Raw genomic sequence first — 18,483 nt, 5'->3', positions numbered from 1 at the left:
ACTTCATGGGCCAGTGGAGCGACGGCGGTTTTCACATCAGACCTCGGAGGGCGCGGGCAGACAGGCAATGAAAAAATCATATAGCTGGCTAATGTTTCTATCCAATATATTGTTCGACCTGTTTGATAGCTTTTACGACCTAATGGGGTGCCCATGGAATTGCGTCATCTGCGCTACTTCATCGCCGTCGCCGAAGAACTGCACTTCGGCCGCGCCGCTAAGGTGCTGGGCATCTCCCAGCCACCGCTGAGCCAGCAGATCCAGGCGCTGGAACAGGAAGTCGGCGCGCGACTGTTCGAGCGGACCAATCGTCGGGTCGAGCTCAGCGAGGCCGGGCGACTGTTTCTGGAGGAAGCGCGGCTGGTGCTCGCGCAAGTCGATAAAGCGGCCGACGTGGCTCGCCGCGCGCAACTTGGTGAGTTGGGTGAGCTGAAGATCGGCTTTACCTCATCGGCGCCGTTCAACTCGACCATTCCCCAGGCGATATTTTCCTTCCGTCAGCGTTTCCCGGCTGTGCACCTGAATCTGCGTGAGATGAGCAGCACCATGGTGGCCGACGCGTTGGTGGACGAATCGATCGAAGTCGGCATCATGCGCCCGCTGGGTTTGCCGGATTCGCTCAGCGTGGTCGAACTGATGCGCGAGCCCTTGGTCGCGGTGCTTAGCTCCAAACATCCGCTGGCGCAGGGCTCTGAAGAGGGGCTGTTTCTCTCGGCGCTGGCCCTCGAACCGTTTGTGTTCTTCCCGCGCAGCTACGGCAGCGGTCTTTATTCGCAACTGATCAGCCTGGCCCGCGACGCGGGCTTCAGTCCGCACTTCGCCCAGGAGGCCGGCGAAGCCATGACCATCATCGGTCTGGTGGCAGCCGGTCTGGGCGTGTCGGTGATGCCGGCGTCCTACCAGCGGATGCGCATCGACGGCGTGGTCTATCGACCGCTGCTCGATCCCGAGGCCGTGACGGCGGTGTGGCTGGTGCAGCGCAAGGACCAGAAATCACCGATGGCCAAGGCGTTTGTCGAACTGCTCACGCGCAAGGTCGAAGCCGGTTGATCAGGGCAGCCGCACCAGATCACCTTTCAACGCCACTCGCGTGACAAAGATGCCGGCGCGACATTCGTAAGTGTTCAGATCCTTGCGCACATGCTGGTCGTAGTAGCTGACGATGTTGGTCACCGCATTCGCCCCGACACGCTTGGCCTCGGCCTGCAGCGCAATCAGATTCGACTGCAACACCCACTCGCAGGAGTCGTGATCGCTCTTGTTGAAGCCGTTGGTCTTCAAGTCACTGACCACCCCGCGCTGCAACAGCCGCTGAGTTCCCTGAGGCCCGTTGCCGACCAGATAAAACTTCACACTGCCATCCAGCCGCCCGGCGCGCATCGCATCCGACACAACGGTTTCGAACGGCATGTACATCAGATTGGTGGCATGGCTGGCGCCGGGCAGCAGGCCGAGAAGGGCGGCGGTGATCAGGGCTTTCGCTTGCATGGTTGTCTCCTTGACGGTGAAAGAGAACCGCGAATACCTGACCGATCGGGCTCGCGGTTCTGGCAGGCATTGTGCGTTGGTCTGTTTGAGCGAGTGTAGATGGTGCTTGCGAAGGTGAAGCGAAATGCCAGCGTTGTCGGGAGTACCTTTTCAGGCAATACTGCCGGCGTTCCCGAAAGGGGCTTGTGAGACTCTGAGGATCCTGGGCAACCAGCCATCGCAGAGCCAGACAGGTGACAGGCGATGACAAGCCAACCTGTTTGTGAAAGGGCGCCGAAAGGCGCCCTTTGTCGTTTCCGGCCGTTACTGAACCGTCGCCAGATCGCCCTTCAACGCTACGCCCGCCATGATGGCGCCCGCGTGGCATTCGTAGGTTTTCGCATCCTTGCGCTCGTTGCTCTTGTAGAAGCTGACGATGTTGGTCACGGCGTTGGCGCCGGCGTTTTTTGCGGCCTGGTGCAGGCTGATGATCGCCGATTGCACGACCCACTCGCAGGCTTCCTGGTCGGTCTTGTTGAAGGCGTTGGTCTTCTTGTTGGTCACGGCGCCGGGGCTGACGACGGTGACCTTGCCGGCCGGGGCGTTGCCCGCCAGATAGAACTTCACGCTGCCGTCGATCTTGCCGGTGCGGGTCGCTTCGGCGACGGCCTTGTCGAACGGCAGGTAGACCGCCGTGTCACGGGCCTGGCTGACGGCCGGCATGGCGCAGATGAGCAGGGTGGCAGCGAGTTTCTTGAAGTGCATGGAGGTCTCCTTGACCTGGATTAATTCGGTTGGGGCCAGCGACGGAAAATCAGCGAGGTGTTGACCCCGCCGAAAGCGAAATTGTTGTTCATCACGTATTCGTGGCTCATCTGGCGGAATTCGCCGCGCAGGTAGTCGAGCTTGCCGCAGTGCGGATCGACCTCGTCGAGGTTGAGCGTGTGCACGTACAGGTCGCGGTTGAGCATCTCGATACTGAACCACGATTCCAGCGCCCCGCAGGCGCCGAGGGTGTGGCCCAGGAAGCTCTTTTGCGAACTGATCGGCATGCGTTCACCGAACAAGCTGCTGGTGGCCAGGGTTTCGGCGACATCGCCCTGTTCGGTGGCGGTGCCGTGGCCGTTGACGTAGCCGATGACGTCCGGCGCAAGACCTGCGTCTTCCAGCGCCAGTTCCATTGCCCGGCGCATGGTGACTTGCTCGGGGCGGGTGGTGTGCTGGCCGTCGGCGTTGCTGCCGAAACCGACGATCTCGGCGTGAATGTGCGCACCGCGCGCGAGGGCATGTTCCAGTTCTTCAAGCACCAGCATGCCGCCGCCCTCACCGATCACCAGACCGTCGCGGCCCTTGTCGTACGGGCGTGGCGAGGTGTGCGGCGCATCGTTTTTCAGGCTGGTGGCGTACAGCGCGTCGAACACCATGGCCTCGGTCGGGCACAGCTCTTCGGCGCCACCGGCCAGCATCAGCGGCAGACGGCCGAACTTGATTGCCTCGTAGGCGTAACCGATGCCCTGGCTGCCGCTGGTGCAGGCGCTGGAGGTCGGGATCAAGCGGCCAGTGAGGCCGAAGAAGATGCTGATGTTCGCCGCCGTGGTGTGCGGCATCATCCGCACGTAGGAGTTGGCGTTGAGGCCTTCGGCCACCGAGTTGAGGAGCATGTTGCCGAACGCCTTGATCTCGTCGGTGCTGCCGGTGGACGAACCACAGGCCACGCCCATGCGCCCGTCCTTGATCGACTCGTCGCCAAGCAGGCCGGCATCGGCCAGCGCTTTTTCCGCCGCGCCGACAGCCAGCCGCGAAACACGGCCCATGCTGCGCAGCTGTTTGCGAGTCCAGTGCGCCGGCACCTGGAAATCATCGATGGGCCCGGCCAGGCGCGTGTTGAGCTCGCTGAAGCGATCCCACTCGTCCATCCGGCGGATGCCGCTGCGGTTGGCGGCGAAATTGCCGGCGATAGTGTCCCAGTCACTGCCCAGCGAGGTAATGCCGGCCATGCCGGTGACGACGACGCGCTTCATCAACACAAGCCTCCGTTGACCGCCAGCACCTGGCGGGTGATGTACGACGCTTCCGCCGACATCAGGAAATTCACCGCACCGGCCACCTCTTCAGGCGTGCCCATGCGTTGTGCGGGGATCATTTTCAGCAGTTCTTCCACCGGCACGTTTTCATCGAGCATGGCGGTATCGATCAGACCGGGCGCGACGCAATTCACCGTGATTTTGCGCTTGGCCAGTTCGATCGCCAACGCCTTTGCCGCGCCGATCACGCCGGCCTTCGAGGCGCTGTAATTGACCTGGCCACGGTTGCCGATCAGCCCTGACACCGAGGTGATGCAAACGATGCGACCAGCGGCGCGGCGGCGGATCATCGGCATCATCACCGGGTGCAGGACGTTGTAGAAACCGTCGAGGTTGGTGCGCAGCACCACGTCCCAGTCGTCGTCGCTCAGGGCCGGAAAGGCGCCGTCGCGGGTCAGGCCGGCATTGAGCACCACGCCGTAGTAGGCGCCGTGGGCTTCAACGTCCGCTTCGAGGATGGCTTTGCAGGCTTCGCGATCCGCCACGTCGAATTGCAGGATGCGTGCGTTGCGTCCGAGGGCTTCGACTTCGGCTTTCACCGCTTGCGCTTCGCTCACGCCGCTACGGCAATGCAGGACGATATCGTGGCCGGCGCTAGCCAGGCGCAGGGCAATGGCACGGCCGATGCCACGGCTGGAGCCGGTGACCAGTATTGATTCAGTCATCGTTCGACTCCTTGTTGGTTTCGTCGCGGGTTTGTTCCAGATAGTCCGCCGCCTGCGGCGGGCGGAACACGTTCAGCCGGGCGCTGGCCTCGATGCCGGGCGCGTTGATATGGCATTCGAATACGCCCATGCCGTTGTCGTCCTCCAGCGAGCGCAGGCCATGGATGGTCAGTTCGCTGCCGACCGGGAAGGCCGCGACATTGCATTCGAACTTGCGTGTGCCGAGCAGAAAGCCCAGCTCCACCGGGTTGCCTTTCTGCCGCGCATGGCAGCCGGCGAACGCGGCGACGCTCTGAGCCATCAACTCGACGCCGACCCAGGCCGGCAGGCTGCCGTCGGGCAGGCTGAACAGGCCGCCGGGTCGGACGGTGAGCGTGGTGTGGATCTGTTCGTCGTCAAAGCTCAGGATCCGGTCGATCAGGATCATGTCGCCAGCGTGGGGCAGCAGTTCGGCGAGCGGCCAGTGGCTCATGGGGCGTCTCCGATAATCAGGCTGACGTTATTGCCACCGAAGGCAAACGAGTTGCTCATCAGGTAGCGAGGTGCAATGGACGCCAGGCGTTCGCTTGCAGTCACCCACTTCAGCGCTGGCAGGTCGGGATCGGCCTGGCCGTCCCAGATGTGCGGTGGCAAGGCGTGGTCGGGGTTTTCGGCACTCAGGCTCAACCAGCAGAACGCTGCTTCCAGTGCACCGGCGGCGCCGAGGGTGTGGCCGGTCATCGGTTTGGTCGAGGAACACGGCACGCCGTCGGCAAACAGCGCGTCAACGGCCAGACTTTCCATGGCGTCGTTGTGCTGGGTCGCGGTGCCGTGCAGGTTCAGATAGCTGATGTCGCCGGCTTGCAGATGGGCTTGATCGAGCGCCTTCTGCATCGATTGAAGCGCGCCTCGGCCGGTCGGCTCAGGTGCGGAAATATGGTGCGCGTCGGAGCTGGCGCCAGCGCCGAGCAGGGCGATGCCCGGCCCTGCACCGCGCTGTTTGCTCATCACGAACAGTACCGCCGCTTCGCCGATGTTGATGCCGTTGCGGTTGGCGGAAAACGGATTGCAGCGCTCGTCCGACACCGCTTCCAGCGCACTGAAACCGTTGAGGGTCAGTTTGCACAGGCTGTCGACACCGCCGCACAGCACGGCGTCGCACAGGCCCAGATCGAGCAGGCGTCGGGCGCTCATCAAGGCGCGTGCGCTGGAGGTGCAGGCGGTGGAAATCACATAGGTCGGGCCGCTCAGTTGCAGCCAGTCGGCGAGGAAATTCGCCGGGGCGCCGAGTTCCTGTTGCCGGTAGTCGTAATCGGCCGGGAACTGCTGGTCACGAATGTAGTGCGCCAGGCCACGGCTGGCTTCGTCGATACCGGAAGTGCTGGTGCCGAGCACCACGCCGATGCGATCGCGCCCGTAAGTCTGGATCGCCTGCTCGATGTCATCGCGAATCTGCAACGCGGCTTCCAGCAACAGTTGATTGTTGCGGCTGCGCTGGTCGGCCAGCGCCTCGGGAATCGGCGCCAGATCGCCGTGTACGGCGGCCACCGGCAGTTCGCGCTCCGGCACCCAGCCGGACTCGCGGCGCATGCCGGAGCAGTCGCCGGCAAACAGGTTGCGTGCCACGGTTTGCTTGTCGCGCCCCAGGGCGCAGATCACGCCGAGGGCATTGAGGTAGGCGGTCATGACGTCGGTTCACCGAGTGGCGTTACGCGATAGTGCGGGCCTTGTGGCAGGTTCAATTCGAAACTCAAGGGTTGGGTGTAACGGATGTCCCAGCGCGCCGGCAGGGACCGTCGGCCGCCCTGTTGCTGCACGTCGGGGTAGTTGCGCGACAGCTCGCCCGCGGGGGTCAGGGCGAACAGCAGCGCGGCGAACAGCTCCCGGGCTTCCGGGTTGGGCGGCAGCAGGCCGTCGGCCTGCCAGTGCCCGTCGATCAACTGCTGACGCGCCTGGGGAATGCCCAGCGGATCCATCATCGACCAGCGGATGCCCGGCCCTTCGCGCTGGATCACCAGCAACCAGTCTTGCTGTTGTCCGGCCAGGTGCCGCTCGATATGCAGTTGCATCGGCAGCGGCAGGCTCGGGTTGCCGGCCGGCAGCGGCGCCTGACTGGCGCAGGCACCGAGCAGCAGGACGCAGGCGAGCAGTAGAACACGCAACATCAGACAGCCTCGTTCAAAGGTTTGCGGGCCACCACGTTGACCAGGGTTTCTTCCCGCTGGCCAAAGGGCTTGGGCTGGCGCAGACCAAAACGTTCGAGCAGACCGAAATCCTTCGACCGGCTCCACCACAGATACGGGTACGAAACGTTCTGTTCGGCGAACTCGAAACCCTGCTGGCGAATCATCTCCAGGTACTGCGCCGCGCTCTTTTGCACATGCATCGGATGCCGGAACAGCCAGCGAATCACCCACGTATCAATGTAAGCCTCGGTGGACTCGGCGAACAGCAGATAACCGCCCGGCTTGAGCACCCGATAGAACTCGGCCAGGGCTTTTTCCTGCTCCACCAGATGATGGAAGGTTTGGTGACAGAACAGCAGGTCGACGCTGGCGTCCGGCACATTGAGCGTCGCGCAGTCGCTGCCGATCAGCTCGACGTCGAAGCCCTGACGCGCGGCCTCGGCGGCGCTCAATTCCAGGCTGTGCGGATCGGCATCGACGCCGATCAGCCGCTGTGGCGCGAAAGTCTGGCGCAGGTGACCGAACGACTTGCCCTGGCCACAGCCGGCATCCAGCAGCACCGGATTGGCCGGCAACGATTCGCTGAACAGTCCGCGCAGATCGTTGATCGCCACGCGCAGCACATGGTGCTGCCAGGTGTGACTGCGCAGGAACCAGAAGCCGAAGCGGGTTTCCTCGACGTAGTTGTCGCTCAGGTAATTCATGTGTCGTCCCTTGCACAGAGTTCGGAGATCGTCTTCAGCCGACGGCGCGCTTCACTGACGAACGGGTTGCGTTCGTCCCAGGCGTAACCGGCGAGGATCGAGCAGATCATGCGGCGGATTTCCGGGGAGCCTTGCTCGTGGAAAATCACGTCCTGAAAGGTGCCGGCGTACCAGCCTTCGACGTAGCAGCGGAAGGTATCGACCCCGCGTTTCAGCGGCTCGGCGAATTCGCTTTGCCAGTCCACCGTTTCGCCCTGCAACTGTCGGTGCAGCACAGCGGCGGCCATGCTCGCCGAACGCATGGCGATGGTCACGCCCGAAGAGAAAACCGGGTCGAGAAACTCCGCCGCGTTACCCAACAGCGCAAAGCCCGGGCCGTGCAGGGTTTTGACGTTGGCCGCATAGCCGCCGAGAGTGCGCGCCGGGGTATCCCACACGGCGTTGTGCAGCACTTTGGCCAGGCTCGGGGTTTCGGCGATGAACCCGCGCAGGCAGGCGTCGAGGTCGGCATCGCGACCTGCGAAATGTTCGGCGGCAGCCACCACGCCTACCGAGCAGCGACCGTTGCTGAACGGGATCGACCAGAACCAGATATCGCGGTGCTGCGGGTGGGTGGTGATGAGAATCTTCTCGCGGTCGAAGCCGGGATGATCGATGTGGTCTTCGACGTGGGTGAACACGGCTTGGCGAACCGGGAAATTCGACGGTGCTTCGAGGTCCAGCAGGCGTGACAGCACGCGGCCGTAGCCGCTGGCATCAAGGACAAAATCGGCTTCGACGCGGTACTCGCTGCCGTCTTCGCGGCGCACATTCAGCTGCGGTCGCGGACGTTCGAAATCGACGCTGACAATCGCGTCGCCATAGCGGATTTCCGCGCCCTGCAACGCCGCCTGATCGGCCAGCAACTTGTCGAAGTCGGCGCGTTGCACCTGCAGGGTCGTGGGCTTGCCGGCGGTGATTGTGTCAGCAAAATCAAACGCGCTGTAGCGCTCGCCCCAGGCAAACGCCGCACCGTTCTTGCGCTGGAACCCGGCGACATTCACCGCCTCGAGCATGCCGGCCTCTTCGACGAAATCCAGGCAATGGCAGAGCAGGCTTTCACCGATGGAGAACCTCGGGAAATGCTGACGCTCGATCACCAGCACGTCGTGCCCCTTGCGCTTGAGCAATGCGGCGGCGATGGCGCCGGCGGGGCCGGCGCCGATGATCACGACCTGACGGGATTCCATTTCAACGATTGGCACGTGAGCTCCTGGGTACGGCAATAGGGTTCAGTGACGCCCGGTGCAGGCCGATGAAGGCCGGCAACAGCGTCGCGATCAGACCCATCAGCATCAGCGCAAAGTAAAGCGCCGGGCTGATGAGCTGTTGTTGCAACAGCAGGTTGAGAAAAACGATTTCGCTCAAGCCGCGAATGTTCAGCAGCACGCTTTCGCGCCAGCGACTGGCGCCTGCGAACGACGCGCCGGCCCAGCCGAGGCCGAGCCAGTTGCCCAGGATTTTGCTGGCGACCGGCAACAGCAGCAGCGCCGCCCATTGCACGGCGCCGAGACTGGCGAGGGCGCTGTGCACGTCGATCTGGACGATGCCGAAAGTCAGGATCAGCGGAATCGCCACCCAGGTCTGCAAGCGGTTCATCCAGTGCGCCGGGATCGGCAATACCAGTGGCACCTTGAGCGCGGCCATGCACAGCAGATAGCCAATGCCAAAAATCAGCGCGTTGAGTTTGTAGTGTTCAGCCAACACCAACAGCGCAAAGAAACCGAGGCTGTAGGTTAATGGCCGGCGGATGCCGAACACTCGCATCAGCACGGGTACGCAGGCCATCCCCAGCGGCAGCAACAGACTGCTCAGGTGCAGGCTGCCCTGAGCGAGGCCGAACAGCGTCCAGCAAGTCAGGTCGATCAGGATCGCGGTCTGCACCAGCCGCCGGGTGGCGGCGGGCGGGTAGTCGATGTGGCGCAGGTACAGGTACAACACCGGGATCGCGGTGATGGCGAACACCAGACCGATGGCCAGCGAGTTGATCCACGGTTCTGTCGGCAGCAGCCAGTACGCCGTCGCCAGGCCGCAGGTGAACGGCACGGCGAAACTCGGCAGGGCGATCTTCACGCTCTGACGGTCCAGGCGCAGGTCGATCACGTCGCTGAGGATGTGCCCCAGCAGCAGGGCGAAGCTCAGGCTGTAGAGGTTTTTCAGCCAGCCCGGCGCGATCAGTTCGGCGCCGTTGAGTTGCCAGCCCGGTTCGATCCAGAAGTACATCAGCAGCGGCAGGCCGAAGCTGGCCAGCAGCAATTGACTGACGATCGGGATCAGCCCGAAATGCCGACCAACCCGGGTAGCAACGAAGAACAGCGCCAGGGCCATCAGCCAGAAAATCACCACCATCATGCTGCAGGCTCCGTGACGGCAGCAGCATGGGTCTGGCGCCCAGCCCACGGCGCGAGCATGAAGCTGAACGCCAGACCGAGGCTCACCGACAGGCCGAAGTTACTCACCGCCGGGGTGCTCGACACCGCCAGCAGGCCGAACGACAGCCAGGTGGTGGCGGCGGCGAGCAAGGTGCCGAGCAGACTGACGGCCGCGCCGCCGACCTGTTCGCGCATGAGGATCGCGTAGTCGACGCTGATCGCCGCTACCAGCAGCAGGCCGAACAGGCTGAACAGGGTCAGCGGCTGGCCGAGCCAGCCCAGGCTGGCGAGGCTGCACAGCGCAGCGAGCAGCGGCAGGGCGACGATCCGCAGCGCGCCACCAAGACCGAACGGCAGCATCAGCACCAGCACGATCAACACGCAGGACGCGAGTTTCAGCTCAGCGGCGCTGATCTGGGTCTGGGCGAACACCTTGTTCAGATCGCCGAGCCGATCCACCAGCATCACGCCGGGCAGATCCAGCGCCTGCACCCGCAGCAGCGACGGATTGTTCAGGCCTTGCAGGCTCACCATTGCCGCCACGCCGTCCTCGGTCGGCCCCAGCCACAGCGTGCGGTAGGGCTCGCCGAGCGGGCCGGCCAGCGCCGCATCGATGTCTTCGGCGGGCAGGGTCTGCAACTGTTGCAGCTCGGTTTGCAGCGCCGCCAGCGGCACGCCGACCTCCAGCAACGGCTGCCAGAACTGCGGCAACTTGCCGAGCGCCTCACGCACTTCTTGCTGCTGAGCCGGCGGGCTCACCAGTTGATTGAGCGCCAGATAACCCTGCAACTTGTCGAGGTTGACCAGTTGATCCAGGCGCTCGCTCAGGGCCGCTTGCCGTTCCAGCAATTGCTGCTGATCGGCGGCGCGCACCAGGAAGAACTGGCTGGTTGGCTGATAGCCGGTAATCCGCGCGATGGTCTGTGCCTCATCGGTCAGACGTTGCGGCGCACCGACCCACTGGCGGATGTCGTTCCTGCTCTCCAGTTGCAGCAGGCCACCGACGCAGAAGGCGATCAGCAGGGTCAGCAACACCGGCGTTCTGACGTGTTCGAGCAGGTTCTCCCGTAGTCGCACCAGGCGCTCAGCCAATTGCAGCGGCCACTGCGCCGGGCGCAGTTCGACGTTTTTCAGCAGCGCCGGCAACAGGCACACCGCCGACAGGTAGGCGCCGAGCAAACCGGCGGCGGAGAACACGGCGATTTGGGTCAGGGCCGGGAAGGGCGTCCAGGCCAGCGCCAGATAACCGATGGCGCTGGTGATCAGGCTCAATGTCAGCCCGGACAGGGTCAGGCGCAACGCCGGCCAGCTGTGCCACGGCTTGAGGCTCCAGCTCTTGGACAGGTAGTGCAGCGGGTAATCCACCGCCACCCCGATCAGGCTCGAACCGAGCACCAGCGTCATCACATGCATGTGCCCGAACAGCGCGACGCAGGCCACCGCGCCGAACAGCATGCCCACCAGCACCGGAATGAACGCCAGCAGCACCCGCCAGCGACGGAAGGCGAGCAGCAACAGCAACAGGATGCCGATGGTGGCGCCGCCCCCGACCCAGGTCATTTCCCGGGTCGCCTGCTGCTGACCGTTGGCGGCGTACAGCAGGCCGCTGGCGGCCAACAGTTGCACGTCGGCGCGAGCTGCTTGCTCACGGCTGTGTTGCAGCAGGGCGGCGACTTGCAGCGGTTGATTCATGTCGAAGGCGCTGCCGGTGGTGCGTGCGCGCAGCAGCACCCAGCTCTTGCCGTCGGCGTCGGCGATCAACGCACCGCTGCTGATGTCCAGCTGCACCGCGCCATGTTGTGGCTGGCTGTTCTGGATGCGCCCGGTCAGGCCCAGCCAGTCGTCCTGGCTCGGCACCAGACTGAACCCGGTGAACGGGTCGAACAGCGCCTGTACCCGTTGCTGGATAAAGGCGTCTGGACGTTCGCTCAGCAGTTGTCGGTCATCCGCCGAAAGCATTGCCAGACGCCCTTGCAGCAGTTGCGTGCGCAGGGCCGGCAGGTCGGCTTGCAGGTTCCACTGCACTTTTTCGAACAGCCCGCTGGCCTGCCATTGTTCGCCCAGGGTCTGGGCCATGGTGACGGCTTGCTGGCGATCGGTGTGGCCGACCAGCACCAGCATGTCGCGGTTGAGCGGTTCCTGCATGCGTTGTTCGGCGCGCAGTTCGAGGGCGTCCGGGTGAGTGCCGGGCACCAGCTCCATCAGGTTGGCCGAGAGCGGCGCACCGTCGCGCCACTGCCAGGCCCCCAGTGCGACGACGGCCAGCAGCAGGATCAGGAACAGCCAGGGCAGCCTGCGCTCACTCGGCAAAGTCATGTTGCTCCGCGTCGCTCAGAGGTTGGCCGGCAGTGCTGTCCTGCATGCGCAGTACGGTGCTGTCGCCCTGGGTTTCCAGCAGTTCGATGGTGTTCACCAAGGTGCCGCCGCTGATGTTGATCTGGTTGAAGACCTGCTTGAGCAGCACCGAGCGCGGAGTCAGGGTCAGTTGCCATTGCTGCGCATCGCCGCTCAGGGCCAGTTCGAAATCCCGTTGCAGACCGCTGCTGTCGCCTTGCAGTACGGCGAGGAACAAACGGTTCTGCTCGGCCCCGGCGCTCTTGTTCGGCAGCAGTTGCCAGCCGGTGGCGTCACGCCGGGCGATGCCCTTGGCGCTGATGCGGTAATCCTGTTGCAGCGGGGTTTTCAGTAGCCACAGCAAGCCGTGGTTTTTGGCGAGGACAAAACTGCCCTTGCTGATCAGCGGCTGGGGCAGGGCGCGCAGGTGTTTTTCCTGGGTGAACTGGCCGTGGATCACGTCCGGTTTCGCCAGTTGCTCGCTCAACTGTTGCAGGTCGAAGGCGTTGGCCAGCGACGACAGCGTCAGCAGCGCCAGGGACCCGAGGGATTTCAGAAACACATTCATCGCAGTATCCTTTCCACGGCATCGGTGAAGACTTTCGGCGAGGCCAGTTGCATCTCGCGGCTGCTCACTTCGACGGCGACCTGCACCGAGCTGGCGCGGGTCAGGCGTTCGCCGGTCTGCGCATCAGTGATCAGGTAGTGGATCTTCAGGCGGTTTTCCCACTCCACCAGACTGGCGCGCACGTTCAGCCGCTGACCGAATACCGCGCCGCGCACGTAGCGCAGTTGCAGGTCGATCACCGGCCAGGCGTAGCCCGAGTCGACCATCTGGTTGTAGTTGTGGCCGATCTTGTCGAGCAACGCGCAACGCGCCACTTCCAGGTATTTCACGTAATGGCCGTGCCAGACGACGTGCATGGTGTCGACGTCAAAGAACGGCACGAGGATTTCCGTATCGGCGTGAAGCACTCCGGCACTACGCATGCAGCCTCCAGTGTTGTTCGGCGATGCGTTGCAGACACAGGCGCAGTTCGCCTTCCAGGGCGCGGTCTTCGATCACCGGCGGGAAGTCCTCGGCCAGTTGTTCGTGCATGGCGGCCAGCGATGGCGGCAGTGGACGCGCATCTTCATCGCGGTTACGCAGCCACACGCCCTGATTGGCCGCGAGCAGCGTGGCGGCGGCGACCTGTTCGGTCAGCTCCAGCACACGAATGGCGTCGCGGGCGGCGATGGTGCCCATGCTCACCTTGTCCTGGTTGTGGCACTCGGTGGAGCGTGAGAACACGCTGGCCGGCATGGTGTTTTTCAGCGCTTCGGCAGTCCAGGCACTGGCGCCGATCTGCACGGCCTTGAAGCCGTGGTTGAGCATCGCGCGGTCGGCGCTGGCGCCGGACAGGTTGCTCGGCAAACCGTGGTTGTAACGCTCGTCCACCAGCAGTGCGAGTTGTCGGTCGAGCAGGTCGGCAACGTTGGCCACGAGGTTTTTCAGGCTGTCCATGGCGAACGCAATATGCCCGCCGTAGAAGTGCCCGCCGTGCAGCACGCGCTCGGCTTCGGCGTCGATGATCGGGTTGTCGTTGGCGCTGTTGAGTTCGGTCTCGATGAACGAGCGCAGCCAGTTCAGGCTGTCGGCCAATACGCCAAGCACGTGCGGTGCACAGCGCAGCGAGTAGCGATCCTGCAAGCGGTGCAGCGGCGCGGTCGGCGCGTCGATTGCCAGATCCTTGCGCAGCCACGCGGCCACCTGCATCTGACCCGGATGCGGCTTGGCGGCGAACAGGCGCTCGTCGAAGTGCTCCGGATTGCCTTGCAGCGCCACCACGTTCAGTGCGGTGATGCGGGTCGCCAGTTGCAGCAGGTAATCGGCGCGGGCGTAAGCCAGGCACGCCAAACCGGTCATCACGGCGGTGCCGTTCATCAGCGCCAGCGCTTCTTTCGGACGCAGCACCAATGGTGTCCAGCCCAGTTCGCGATGCACATCGGCAGCCTGGCGGCGTTCGCCACGGAACATCACTTCACGCTCGCCGGACAGGGTTGCGGCGACGTAGGACAACGGCGTCAGGTCGCCGCTGGCGCCCACCGAACCTTCTTCGGGGATCAGCGGCAAAATGTCGTGTTCAAGGAAGGCATGCAGGCGTTCCAGCAATTCGATGCGCACCCCGGAAACGCCGTGGCACAGCGACTGCAGACGCGCCGCCAGCACCGCGCGGGTGGCCTGGGCATCGAGCAGTTTGCCCAGCCCGCAACCGTGGAACGTGTAGAGATGACGCGGCAGCGCCTCGACGTGATGCAACGGCACTGCGACCACGCAGGAATCGCCGTAACCGGTGGTCACGCCGTAGATCACGCCTTCCTTGTCCAGCAGCGAATCGAGGAACCGCGCACCCTTGGCGATGCGTTCGCGATAAGGCGCGTCGCTCTGCAACTGCACGGGCGCCTGACGGTTGGCCAGGGCCAGCACGTCTTCGATGCGCAGAGGGCGTTCGCCGAAGGTGACCGGCTCAGGAGTTGGCGTTGTCATCGGTTTTCCAGAATGGGTAAAAGTTGAACCATTGGCACGGTGCTTCGAGGCAATAGTGACTCAGGCGTTGCGCATAGCGGGTGGCCCACTGATGAATGACCTGTTCGCGCTCGCGGCGTGACCACACCACAGCGTCGGCGAACGGCTCGAGAGTCAGGCGATAGTGGCCGTCAGGTTGCTTGAGGCACATCAGCAGGTTGACCGGGCATTTCAGCAGGCCGGCCAGCAGCCACGGCCCTTGCGGGAACGGCGCCGGGTGGCCGAGAAAGTCCACGGTCACACTGCGCCCGCCGTGCAGTGGCACGCGGTCGCCGGCAATCGCCAGCCACTCGCCGCGTTCCAGCCGTTCGTGCAGTTGCAGCATGATCACCGGGTCCAGTTCGCTGACTTGGATCAGCCGCAGGTTGGTCGCGCCGGCCTCGCCCAGCAGGCGATTGAACTGCTCGGCATGCTTGGTGTGCACCAGAACGTTCATGGTGACCTTTTCGCCCAGCTCCGCCAGCGCCCGGCACACTTCGAGGTTGCCCAGATGCGCGCCCACCAGCATTTGCCCGCGACTGCCGCGCAACTGATTGCGCAACAGCGCCGGGTCGATGATTTCGATCTGCTCGATCTTCAGCTTGCCGTTCCACACGTCGAGCTTGTCGAGCAGCGAATCGGCGAAGGCCATGAACTGGCGGAACACCCGCCACCGGGTCGGGCGCAATTCGTGGCGACCGCTCCAGTCGGCGAGGCGCTGCTGATACTGCCAGGCACTGCACCGTGCAGTTCGGCCGAACAGAAAAAAGTACAGGACGATGCCGTACAGCAACGGGCTCAGCAGGCGTCGGCCGAGAACCTTGGCGGCGAGTGCGGTGAATTTCATCAGCAGGAAACTGCCACGCTCTTCGCGGTCGGCCCAGTGCTTCTTGTCGGTCTCGACGGTCATGGACGCCACCGTCGCCAGAGGATCACGGGCAGACGCAGCAACATGCCGAAGAACAGGCGCGTGTGCATGCTCGAGATCAGCACGTTGTCGTGGAACAGGCGAAAGTGCGACACGCCGTCCAGCGGGTAGTGCACGCTGGTCTGCAACCAGCGCATCGGCTGATTGCGCCACGCCAGGCGCACCAGAATGTCCGAGTCGAAATCCATGCGCTTGCCGATCCGCGCCGAGTCGATCACGCCCAGCGTCGGTTCCAGCGGATACACCCGGAAGCCGCACATCGAGTCGCGAATCTGCAGCGATAGGGTGTTGATCCACACCATTACGTGGGTCAGGTAACGCGCATACAAACGGCCTTTGGGCACGCTGGCGTCATACAGCGGATAGCCGCAGACCAGCGACTCGGGGTGAGCGCGGGATTCTTCGATGAAACGCGCGACATCCTGCAAGTCGTGCTGACCGTCGGCGTCGACCTGCAAGGCATGGCTGAAGCCCAGCCGCGCCGCTTCACGCAGACCGGTCATCACCGCGCCACCCTTGCCCTGATTGGCAGTGAGGCGAACCAGATAAACCCGTTCGCGTTCGGCCAGCGCGTCCAGCACCGCTGCGCAGGATTTGCTGCTGGCATCGTCCACCAGAATGCATGGCAGATCCTCGGCGAGCAGGGCGTCGACCACCGTGCCGATGGCGGTTTCGTGGTTGTAGACCGGGATCACGGCGCAAGGGTTATGCATCGCCAGCCCCCAGCAGAATCCGCCCGCTGGAGCAGGTGGCCGTGTCGTTGCGGTAGGCGAAATACAACTTGCCGCGTTCCGGGTCGAAGCGCAGGTGCAACTGGACTTCATCGCCGGGGCGCACCAGTTGCTGGAACTTCAGCACTTCCATGCCGGCGAATGCGCCGGGCAGGTTCAGCAGTTGTCGACCCAGATTCAGCGCCCATTCGACCTGCACCACGCCCGGCAGCACCGGGGCCTTGGGGAAGTGGCCGCTGAAGTAGGCAAGGTCCGGCGGAACGCTCAATTGCAGGTTCCATTCACCCTCGGTTTCGGCCTGTTCCAGGATTTCCGGCGCTTTCGGCCGTGGTGCCAGCAGCAAGGCTTCGACGTCGGCTTGAGGCAACTTGCCCTGCGAGGTCAGCGGCATTTGCCGCAGCAGGCGCCAGCGGCGGGGCAGGGCCAGGGCTTCGCAGTGGTCGCCGAGATGACGGCGCAGGGTTTCGGTCAGGCTGCGCCGACCGTGTTCGCGCAGGGCAAACAGGCCGGATTCGCTGAGCACCAGCAGGGCGCCGAGCGACGCGCGGTTTTCCTGCACCACGCCCAGACGCGCTTCGGCGACCCAGTCGTGGGCCACCAGCGCCTGTTCAAGCATCGGCAGGGAAATACGTTTTTCTTCGAGTTTGACGATCCGGTCGAGCCGCCCGAGCAACTGAAAGCGACCATCGGCCTGAATGCTTGCCGCATCGGCGGTGTGTTCGACATGCCCGGCGGGCAGGTAAGGCGAAGCGATCAGCAGGGCGTCATTGCTGTCCTGGCTCAACTCGACGCCGGCAAATGGCTGCCACAACGATTCGCCCTGACGCCAGGCGATGCCGCCGGTTTCCGAGCTGCCGAGGATTTCCGTCGGCCACTGTCCCAGGCGTTGATGCAGGCTTTTTGCGGCGTCTGCCGGCAATGCGCCGCCAGAGGAAAACACCCGGCGCACGGCGCTCAGCGCTGGCCAGTCGAGGTTGTCGCCCATGCGTTTGAGCAGCGCCGGGCTGGCGACCCAGGCGAAGGCCGGGTGCTCGCGGCTGGCACGTTGCAGGTCTTCCGGGAAGGCCAGTTGCTTGCGCAGGAACGGACGCCCGGCGCACAGCGGCCACAGCACGCGGAACAGCAAGCCGTAGATGTGCTGGGTGGCGACGCTGCCGAGGATGCAGGCCTCGCCGAGATCCGCCCCCCACAGCTGTTCGAGGGCTTCGACTTCGTTGGCCAGTTGCCGCAGGGATTTGTCGATGCGCTTGGGCTCGCCGCTGGAGCCGGAGGTGCACAGGCTCAGGCGGCACTGGTCGAGATCCAGTTCGGCTGCGGGCAGGGCCGGTTGCTGCAGATCGCTCAGACGGGCGTCACCGGCCTGATCGGTCAGCCACAGATCGACGTCGCTCGACCAGCGCTGGCGGGTCTGTGCTTGCAGATCCGAGGGCAGCAACACGCTGATGCCGGCACGCCAGGCACCGAGCAGGGCGACGGCCAGATCGGCGGCATCTTCCAGATGCACCGCCAGACGCTTCACGCCGCGTGCTTGCAGACCGGCGGCCAGGCCCAGGGCCTGTTCGCGCAGTTGAGCGTGATCGAGTGCCGGTGCGCTTGTAACAGCACGCGCCGGCGGGGCCTTGAGCAACAGCTGCTCAAGTTTTATCCAGTTCATGGGCGACCTCTTACCCGTTGTCGTATCAGCCATTCAATGGCAAACATCAGGCCGATCAATCCGTAGGAGATCAGGCCGGTGTACAACATCCACCAGTTCAGCGGCGCCCACAGTGTCAGCAGGGCGGCGCACAAACCGTTGCAAAAGAAAAACACGCTCCAGGCCACGGTGACCTGGCGGGTGTAACGAATCGCCTTGAGCGGCAGTTGCGGCTCACGCAGGCGAGCCAGACGCTCGACCATCGGCGGGCCGTATTTCAGGCTCAGGCTGAACAGCACCAGCATGAAGCCGCTGATCAGCACCGGGTACCAACGCAGCAGCAAAGGGCTGTCGAACACCGCCAGCAGCAGGCAGAACACGATCGCCACAAAGGCCATCCACAGGCTGCCGGGCTTGCGTTCGCCGGTCAGTGCGCGGGCCAGCCACAGGCCGCCCAGCAGCAGGCCGAACTGCCATGGCGCGAAATGCTCCATGCCGAAATACACCGCAAAGGGATACAGCAGGCCCGCCAGCAGCAGGCCGAGACCGATCAGTCGGCTCATGCCGCCGGTTGAACCAGACGGTAGACCGCCTCGACCACGTCGCTGACGGTGCGCACCGACTTGAACTCCTCGGCGGCGATTTTCTTGCCGGTCTGGCGCTTGATGTGATCGATCAGGTCGACGGCATCGATGCTGTCGATTTCCAGATCCTGATACAGGTTGGATTCCAGGCTCACGCGGGCCGGGTCCAGTTCGAACAGCTCGACCAGGGCATCGCGCAGGGTGTTGAAGATGTCGTCACGAGTTTGCATGG

20 protein-coding genes are annotated in these 18,483 nt (G+C 64.0%); 1 reads left to right on the top strand and 19 read right to left on the bottom strand.

Annotation, left to right across the window (positions count from 1 at the left end):
* The first annotated feature begins 153 nt into the window (after positions 1–153).
* Complete coding sequence (locus tag CAF77_RS10185; RefSeq protein WP_064382845.1) at positions 154–1,050, top strand: LysR family transcriptional regulator; 897 nt, start codon at positions 154–156, stop codon at positions 1,048–1,050.
* Here the strand turns inward: CAF77_RS10185 and CAF77_RS10180 are convergent, their stop codons facing one another.
* From CAF77_RS10180 to CAF77_RS10090, 19 genes are all read right to left on the bottom strand, one after another.
* Positions 1,051–1,488: a hypothetical protein gene (locus CAF77_RS10180; RefSeq protein ID WP_064382846.1), complete on the bottom strand. Its 438-nt coding sequence runs from the start codon at positions 1,486–1,488 to the stop codon at positions 1,051–1,053.
* A gap of 303 nt (positions 1,489–1,791) precedes the next feature.
* Positions 1,792–2,232 carry a hypothetical protein gene (locus CAF77_RS10175; protein WP_011332090.1) on the bottom strand — a complete coding sequence of 147 codons (441 nt, stop codon included), beginning with the start codon at positions 2,230–2,232 and terminating at the stop codon, positions 1,792–1,794.
* 20 nt (positions 2,233–2,252) lie between these two features.
* Positions 2,253–3,488 carry a beta-ketoacyl-ACP synthase gene (locus CAF77_RS10170; protein WP_064382847.1) on the bottom strand — a complete coding sequence of 412 codons (1,236 nt, stop codon included), beginning with the start codon at positions 3,486–3,488 and terminating at the stop codon, positions 2,253–2,255.
* Positions 3,488–4,216, bottom strand: coding sequence for a 3-ketoacyl-ACP reductase FabG2 (locus CAF77_RS10165; RefSeq protein ID WP_064382848.1), 729 nt, complete (start codon positions 4,214–4,216; stop codon positions 3,488–3,490). Before CAF77_RS10165 ends, CAF77_RS10170 begins: the two co-directional genes overlap by 1 nt.
* A complete protein-coding gene (locus CAF77_RS10160) occupies positions 4,209–4,688 on the bottom strand; it encodes a hotdog family protein (RefSeq protein ID WP_085654410.1) in 480 nt (159 codons plus the stop codon). Before CAF77_RS10160 ends, CAF77_RS10165 begins: the two co-directional genes overlap by 8 nt.
* Entirely contained in the window at positions 4,685–5,881 is a 1,197-nt protein-coding gene (locus tag CAF77_RS10155) for a beta-ketoacyl-[acyl-carrier-protein] synthase family protein (protein ID WP_085654409.1), read from the bottom strand. Before CAF77_RS10155 ends, CAF77_RS10160 begins: the two co-directional genes overlap by 4 nt.
* The gene (locus tag CAF77_RS10150; protein ID WP_085654408.1) at positions 5,878–6,360 is read right to left on the bottom strand and encodes a hypothetical protein; all 483 of its coding nucleotides are present in this window, start codon (positions 6,358–6,360) and stop codon (positions 5,878–5,880) included. Before CAF77_RS10150 ends, CAF77_RS10155 begins: the two co-directional genes overlap by 4 nt.
* Positions 6,360–7,085: a class I SAM-dependent methyltransferase gene (locus tag CAF77_RS10145; RefSeq protein ID WP_064382852.1), complete on the bottom strand. Its 726-nt coding sequence runs from the start codon at positions 7,083–7,085 to the stop codon at positions 6,360–6,362. The genes CAF77_RS10150 and CAF77_RS10145 overlap by 1 nt, the downstream gene beginning before the upstream one ends.
* A complete protein-coding gene (locus tag CAF77_RS10140; protein ID WP_085654407.1) occupies positions 7,082–8,329 on the bottom strand; it encodes an NAD(P)/FAD-dependent oxidoreductase in 1,248 nt (415 codons plus the stop codon). The genes CAF77_RS10145 and CAF77_RS10140 overlap by 4 nt, the downstream gene beginning before the upstream one ends.
* A complete protein-coding gene (locus tag CAF77_RS10135; RefSeq protein ID WP_085654406.1) occupies positions 8,316–9,476 on the bottom strand; it encodes a sodium:proton antiporter in 1,161 nt (386 codons plus the stop codon). Before CAF77_RS10135 ends, CAF77_RS10140 begins: the two co-directional genes overlap by 14 nt.
* Positions 9,473–11,812, bottom strand: coding sequence for an MMPL family transporter (locus tag CAF77_RS10130; protein ID WP_085654405.1), 2,340 nt, complete (start codon positions 11,810–11,812; stop codon positions 9,473–9,475). Before CAF77_RS10130 ends, CAF77_RS10135 begins: the two co-directional genes overlap by 4 nt.
* Entirely contained in the window at positions 11,796–12,398 is a 603-nt protein-coding gene (locus tag CAF77_RS10125; protein ID WP_064382856.1) for an outer membrane lipoprotein carrier protein LolA, read from the bottom strand. Before CAF77_RS10125 ends, CAF77_RS10130 begins: the two co-directional genes overlap by 17 nt.
* Complete coding sequence (locus CAF77_RS10120) at positions 12,395–12,820, bottom strand: thioesterase family protein (protein WP_064382857.1); 426 nt, start codon at positions 12,818–12,820, stop codon at positions 12,395–12,397. Before CAF77_RS10120 ends, CAF77_RS10125 begins: the two co-directional genes overlap by 4 nt.
* On the bottom strand, positions 12,813–14,357 hold the full coding sequence (gene hutH, locus CAF77_RS10115; RefSeq protein ID WP_064382858.1) for a histidine ammonia-lyase: 1,545 nt from the start codon (positions 14,355–14,357) through the stop codon (positions 12,813–12,815). Before hutH ends, CAF77_RS10120 begins: the two co-directional genes overlap by 8 nt.
* Positions 14,338–15,285 (bottom strand): glycosyl transferase, encoded by a 948-nt coding sequence (locus CAF77_RS10110; protein ID WP_064382859.1) that lies wholly within the window; start codon positions 15,283–15,285, stop codon positions 14,338–14,340. The genes hutH and CAF77_RS10110 overlap by 20 nt, the downstream gene beginning before the upstream one ends.
* A complete protein-coding gene (locus tag CAF77_RS10105; protein WP_011332103.1) occupies positions 15,282–16,016 on the bottom strand; it encodes a glycosyltransferase family 2 protein in 735 nt (244 codons plus the stop codon). The genes CAF77_RS10110 and CAF77_RS10105 overlap by 4 nt, the downstream gene beginning before the upstream one ends.
* Positions 16,009–17,688 carry an acyl-CoA synthetase family protein gene (locus tag CAF77_RS10100; RefSeq protein WP_064382860.1) on the bottom strand — a complete coding sequence of 560 codons (1,680 nt, stop codon included), beginning with the start codon at positions 17,686–17,688 and terminating at the stop codon, positions 16,009–16,011. Before CAF77_RS10100 ends, CAF77_RS10105 begins: the two co-directional genes overlap by 8 nt.
* On the bottom strand, positions 17,685–18,230 hold the full coding sequence (locus CAF77_RS10095) for a hypothetical protein (protein WP_064382861.1): 546 nt from the start codon (positions 18,228–18,230) through the stop codon (positions 17,685–17,687). Before CAF77_RS10095 ends, CAF77_RS10100 begins: the two co-directional genes overlap by 4 nt.
* The gene (locus CAF77_RS10090; protein ID WP_007947135.1) at positions 18,227–18,481 is read right to left on the bottom strand and encodes an acyl carrier protein; all 255 of its coding nucleotides are present in this window, start codon (positions 18,479–18,481) and stop codon (positions 18,227–18,229) included. Before CAF77_RS10090 ends, CAF77_RS10095 begins: the two co-directional genes overlap by 4 nt.
* Positions 18,482–18,483 lie beyond the last annotated feature (2 nt).

The sequence above is a fragment of the Pseudomonas sp. R15(2017) genome, from assembly GCF_002112685.1.
Classification (GTDB): domain Bacteria; phylum Pseudomonadota; class Gammaproteobacteria; order Pseudomonadales; family Pseudomonadaceae; genus Aquipseudomonas; species Aquipseudomonas glycinae.
Note: the sequence above shows the minus strand (reverse complement) of the source record. Positions and strands in the feature narration are given on the sequence as shown.

What these genes read in the sequence shown, in the direction of transcription:
- CAF77_RS10185 (WP_064382845.1), top strand. Translation starts at nt 154, where the DNA reads ATGGAATTGCGTCATCTGCGCTACTTCATCGCCGTCGCCGAAGAACTG.
- CAF77_RS10180 (WP_064382846.1), bottom strand. Translation starts at nt 1,488, where the DNA reads ATGCAAGCGAAAGCCCTGATCACCGCCGCCCTTCTCGGCCTGCTGCCC.
- CAF77_RS10175 (WP_011332090.1), bottom strand. Translation starts at nt 2,232, where the DNA reads ATGCACTTCAAGAAACTCGCTGCCACCCTGCTCATCTGCGCCATGCCG.
- CAF77_RS10170 (WP_064382847.1), bottom strand. Translation starts at nt 3,488, where the DNA reads ATGAAGCGCGTCGTCGTCACCGGCATGGCCGGCATTACCTCGCTGGGC.
- CAF77_RS10165 (WP_064382848.1), bottom strand. Translation starts at nt 4,216, where the DNA reads ATGACTGAATCAATACTGGTCACCGGCTCCAGCCGTGGCATCGGCCGT.
- CAF77_RS10160 (WP_085654410.1), bottom strand. Translation starts at nt 4,688, where the DNA reads ATGAGCCACTGGCCGCTCGCCGAACTGCTGCCCCACGCTGGCGACATG.
- CAF77_RS10155 (WP_085654409.1), bottom strand. Translation starts at nt 5,881, where the DNA reads ATGACCGCCTACCTCAATGCCCTCGGCGTGATCTGCGCCCTGGGGCGC.
- CAF77_RS10150 (WP_085654408.1), bottom strand. Translation starts at nt 6,360, where the DNA reads ATGTTGCGTGTTCTACTGCTCGCCTGCGTCCTGCTGCTCGGTGCCTGC.
- CAF77_RS10145 (WP_064382852.1), bottom strand. Translation starts at nt 7,085, where the DNA reads ATGAATTACCTGAGCGACAACTACGTCGAGGAAACCCGCTTCGGCTTC.
- CAF77_RS10135 (WP_085654406.1), bottom strand. Translation starts at nt 9,476, where the DNA reads ATGATGGTGGTGATTTTCTGGCTGATGGCCCTGGCGCTGTTCTTCGTT.
- CAF77_RS10130 (WP_085654405.1), bottom strand. Translation starts at nt 11,812, where the DNA reads ATGACTTTGCCGAGTGAGCGCAGGCTGCCCTGGCTGTTCCTGATCCTG.
- CAF77_RS10125 (WP_064382856.1), bottom strand. Translation starts at nt 12,398, where the DNA reads ATGAATGTGTTTCTGAAATCCCTCGGGTCCCTGGCGCTGCTGACGCTG.
- CAF77_RS10120 (WP_064382857.1), bottom strand. Translation starts at nt 12,820, where the DNA reads ATGCGTAGTGCCGGAGTGCTTCACGCCGATACGGAAATCCTCGTGCCG.
- hutH (WP_064382858.1), bottom strand. Translation starts at nt 14,357, where the DNA reads ATGACAACGCCAACTCCTGAGCCGGTCACCTTCGGCGAACGCCCTCTG.
- CAF77_RS10110 (WP_064382859.1), bottom strand. Translation starts at nt 15,285, where the DNA reads ATGACCGTCGAGACCGACAAGAAGCACTGGGCCGACCGCGAAGAGCGT.
- CAF77_RS10105 (WP_011332103.1), bottom strand. Translation starts at nt 16,016, where the DNA reads ATGCATAACCCTTGCGCCGTGATCCCGGTCTACAACCACGAAACCGCC.
- CAF77_RS10100 (WP_064382860.1), bottom strand. Translation starts at nt 17,688, where the DNA reads ATGAACTGGATAAAACTTGAGCAGCTGTTGCTCAAGGCCCCGCCGGCG.
- CAF77_RS10095 (WP_064382861.1), bottom strand. Translation starts at nt 18,230, where the DNA reads ATGAGCCGACTGATCGGTCTCGGCCTGCTGCTGGCGGGCCTGCTGTAT.
- CAF77_RS10090 (WP_007947135.1), bottom strand. Translation starts at nt 18,481, where the DNA reads ATGCAAACTCGTGACGACATCTTCAACACCCTGCGCGATGCCCTGGTC.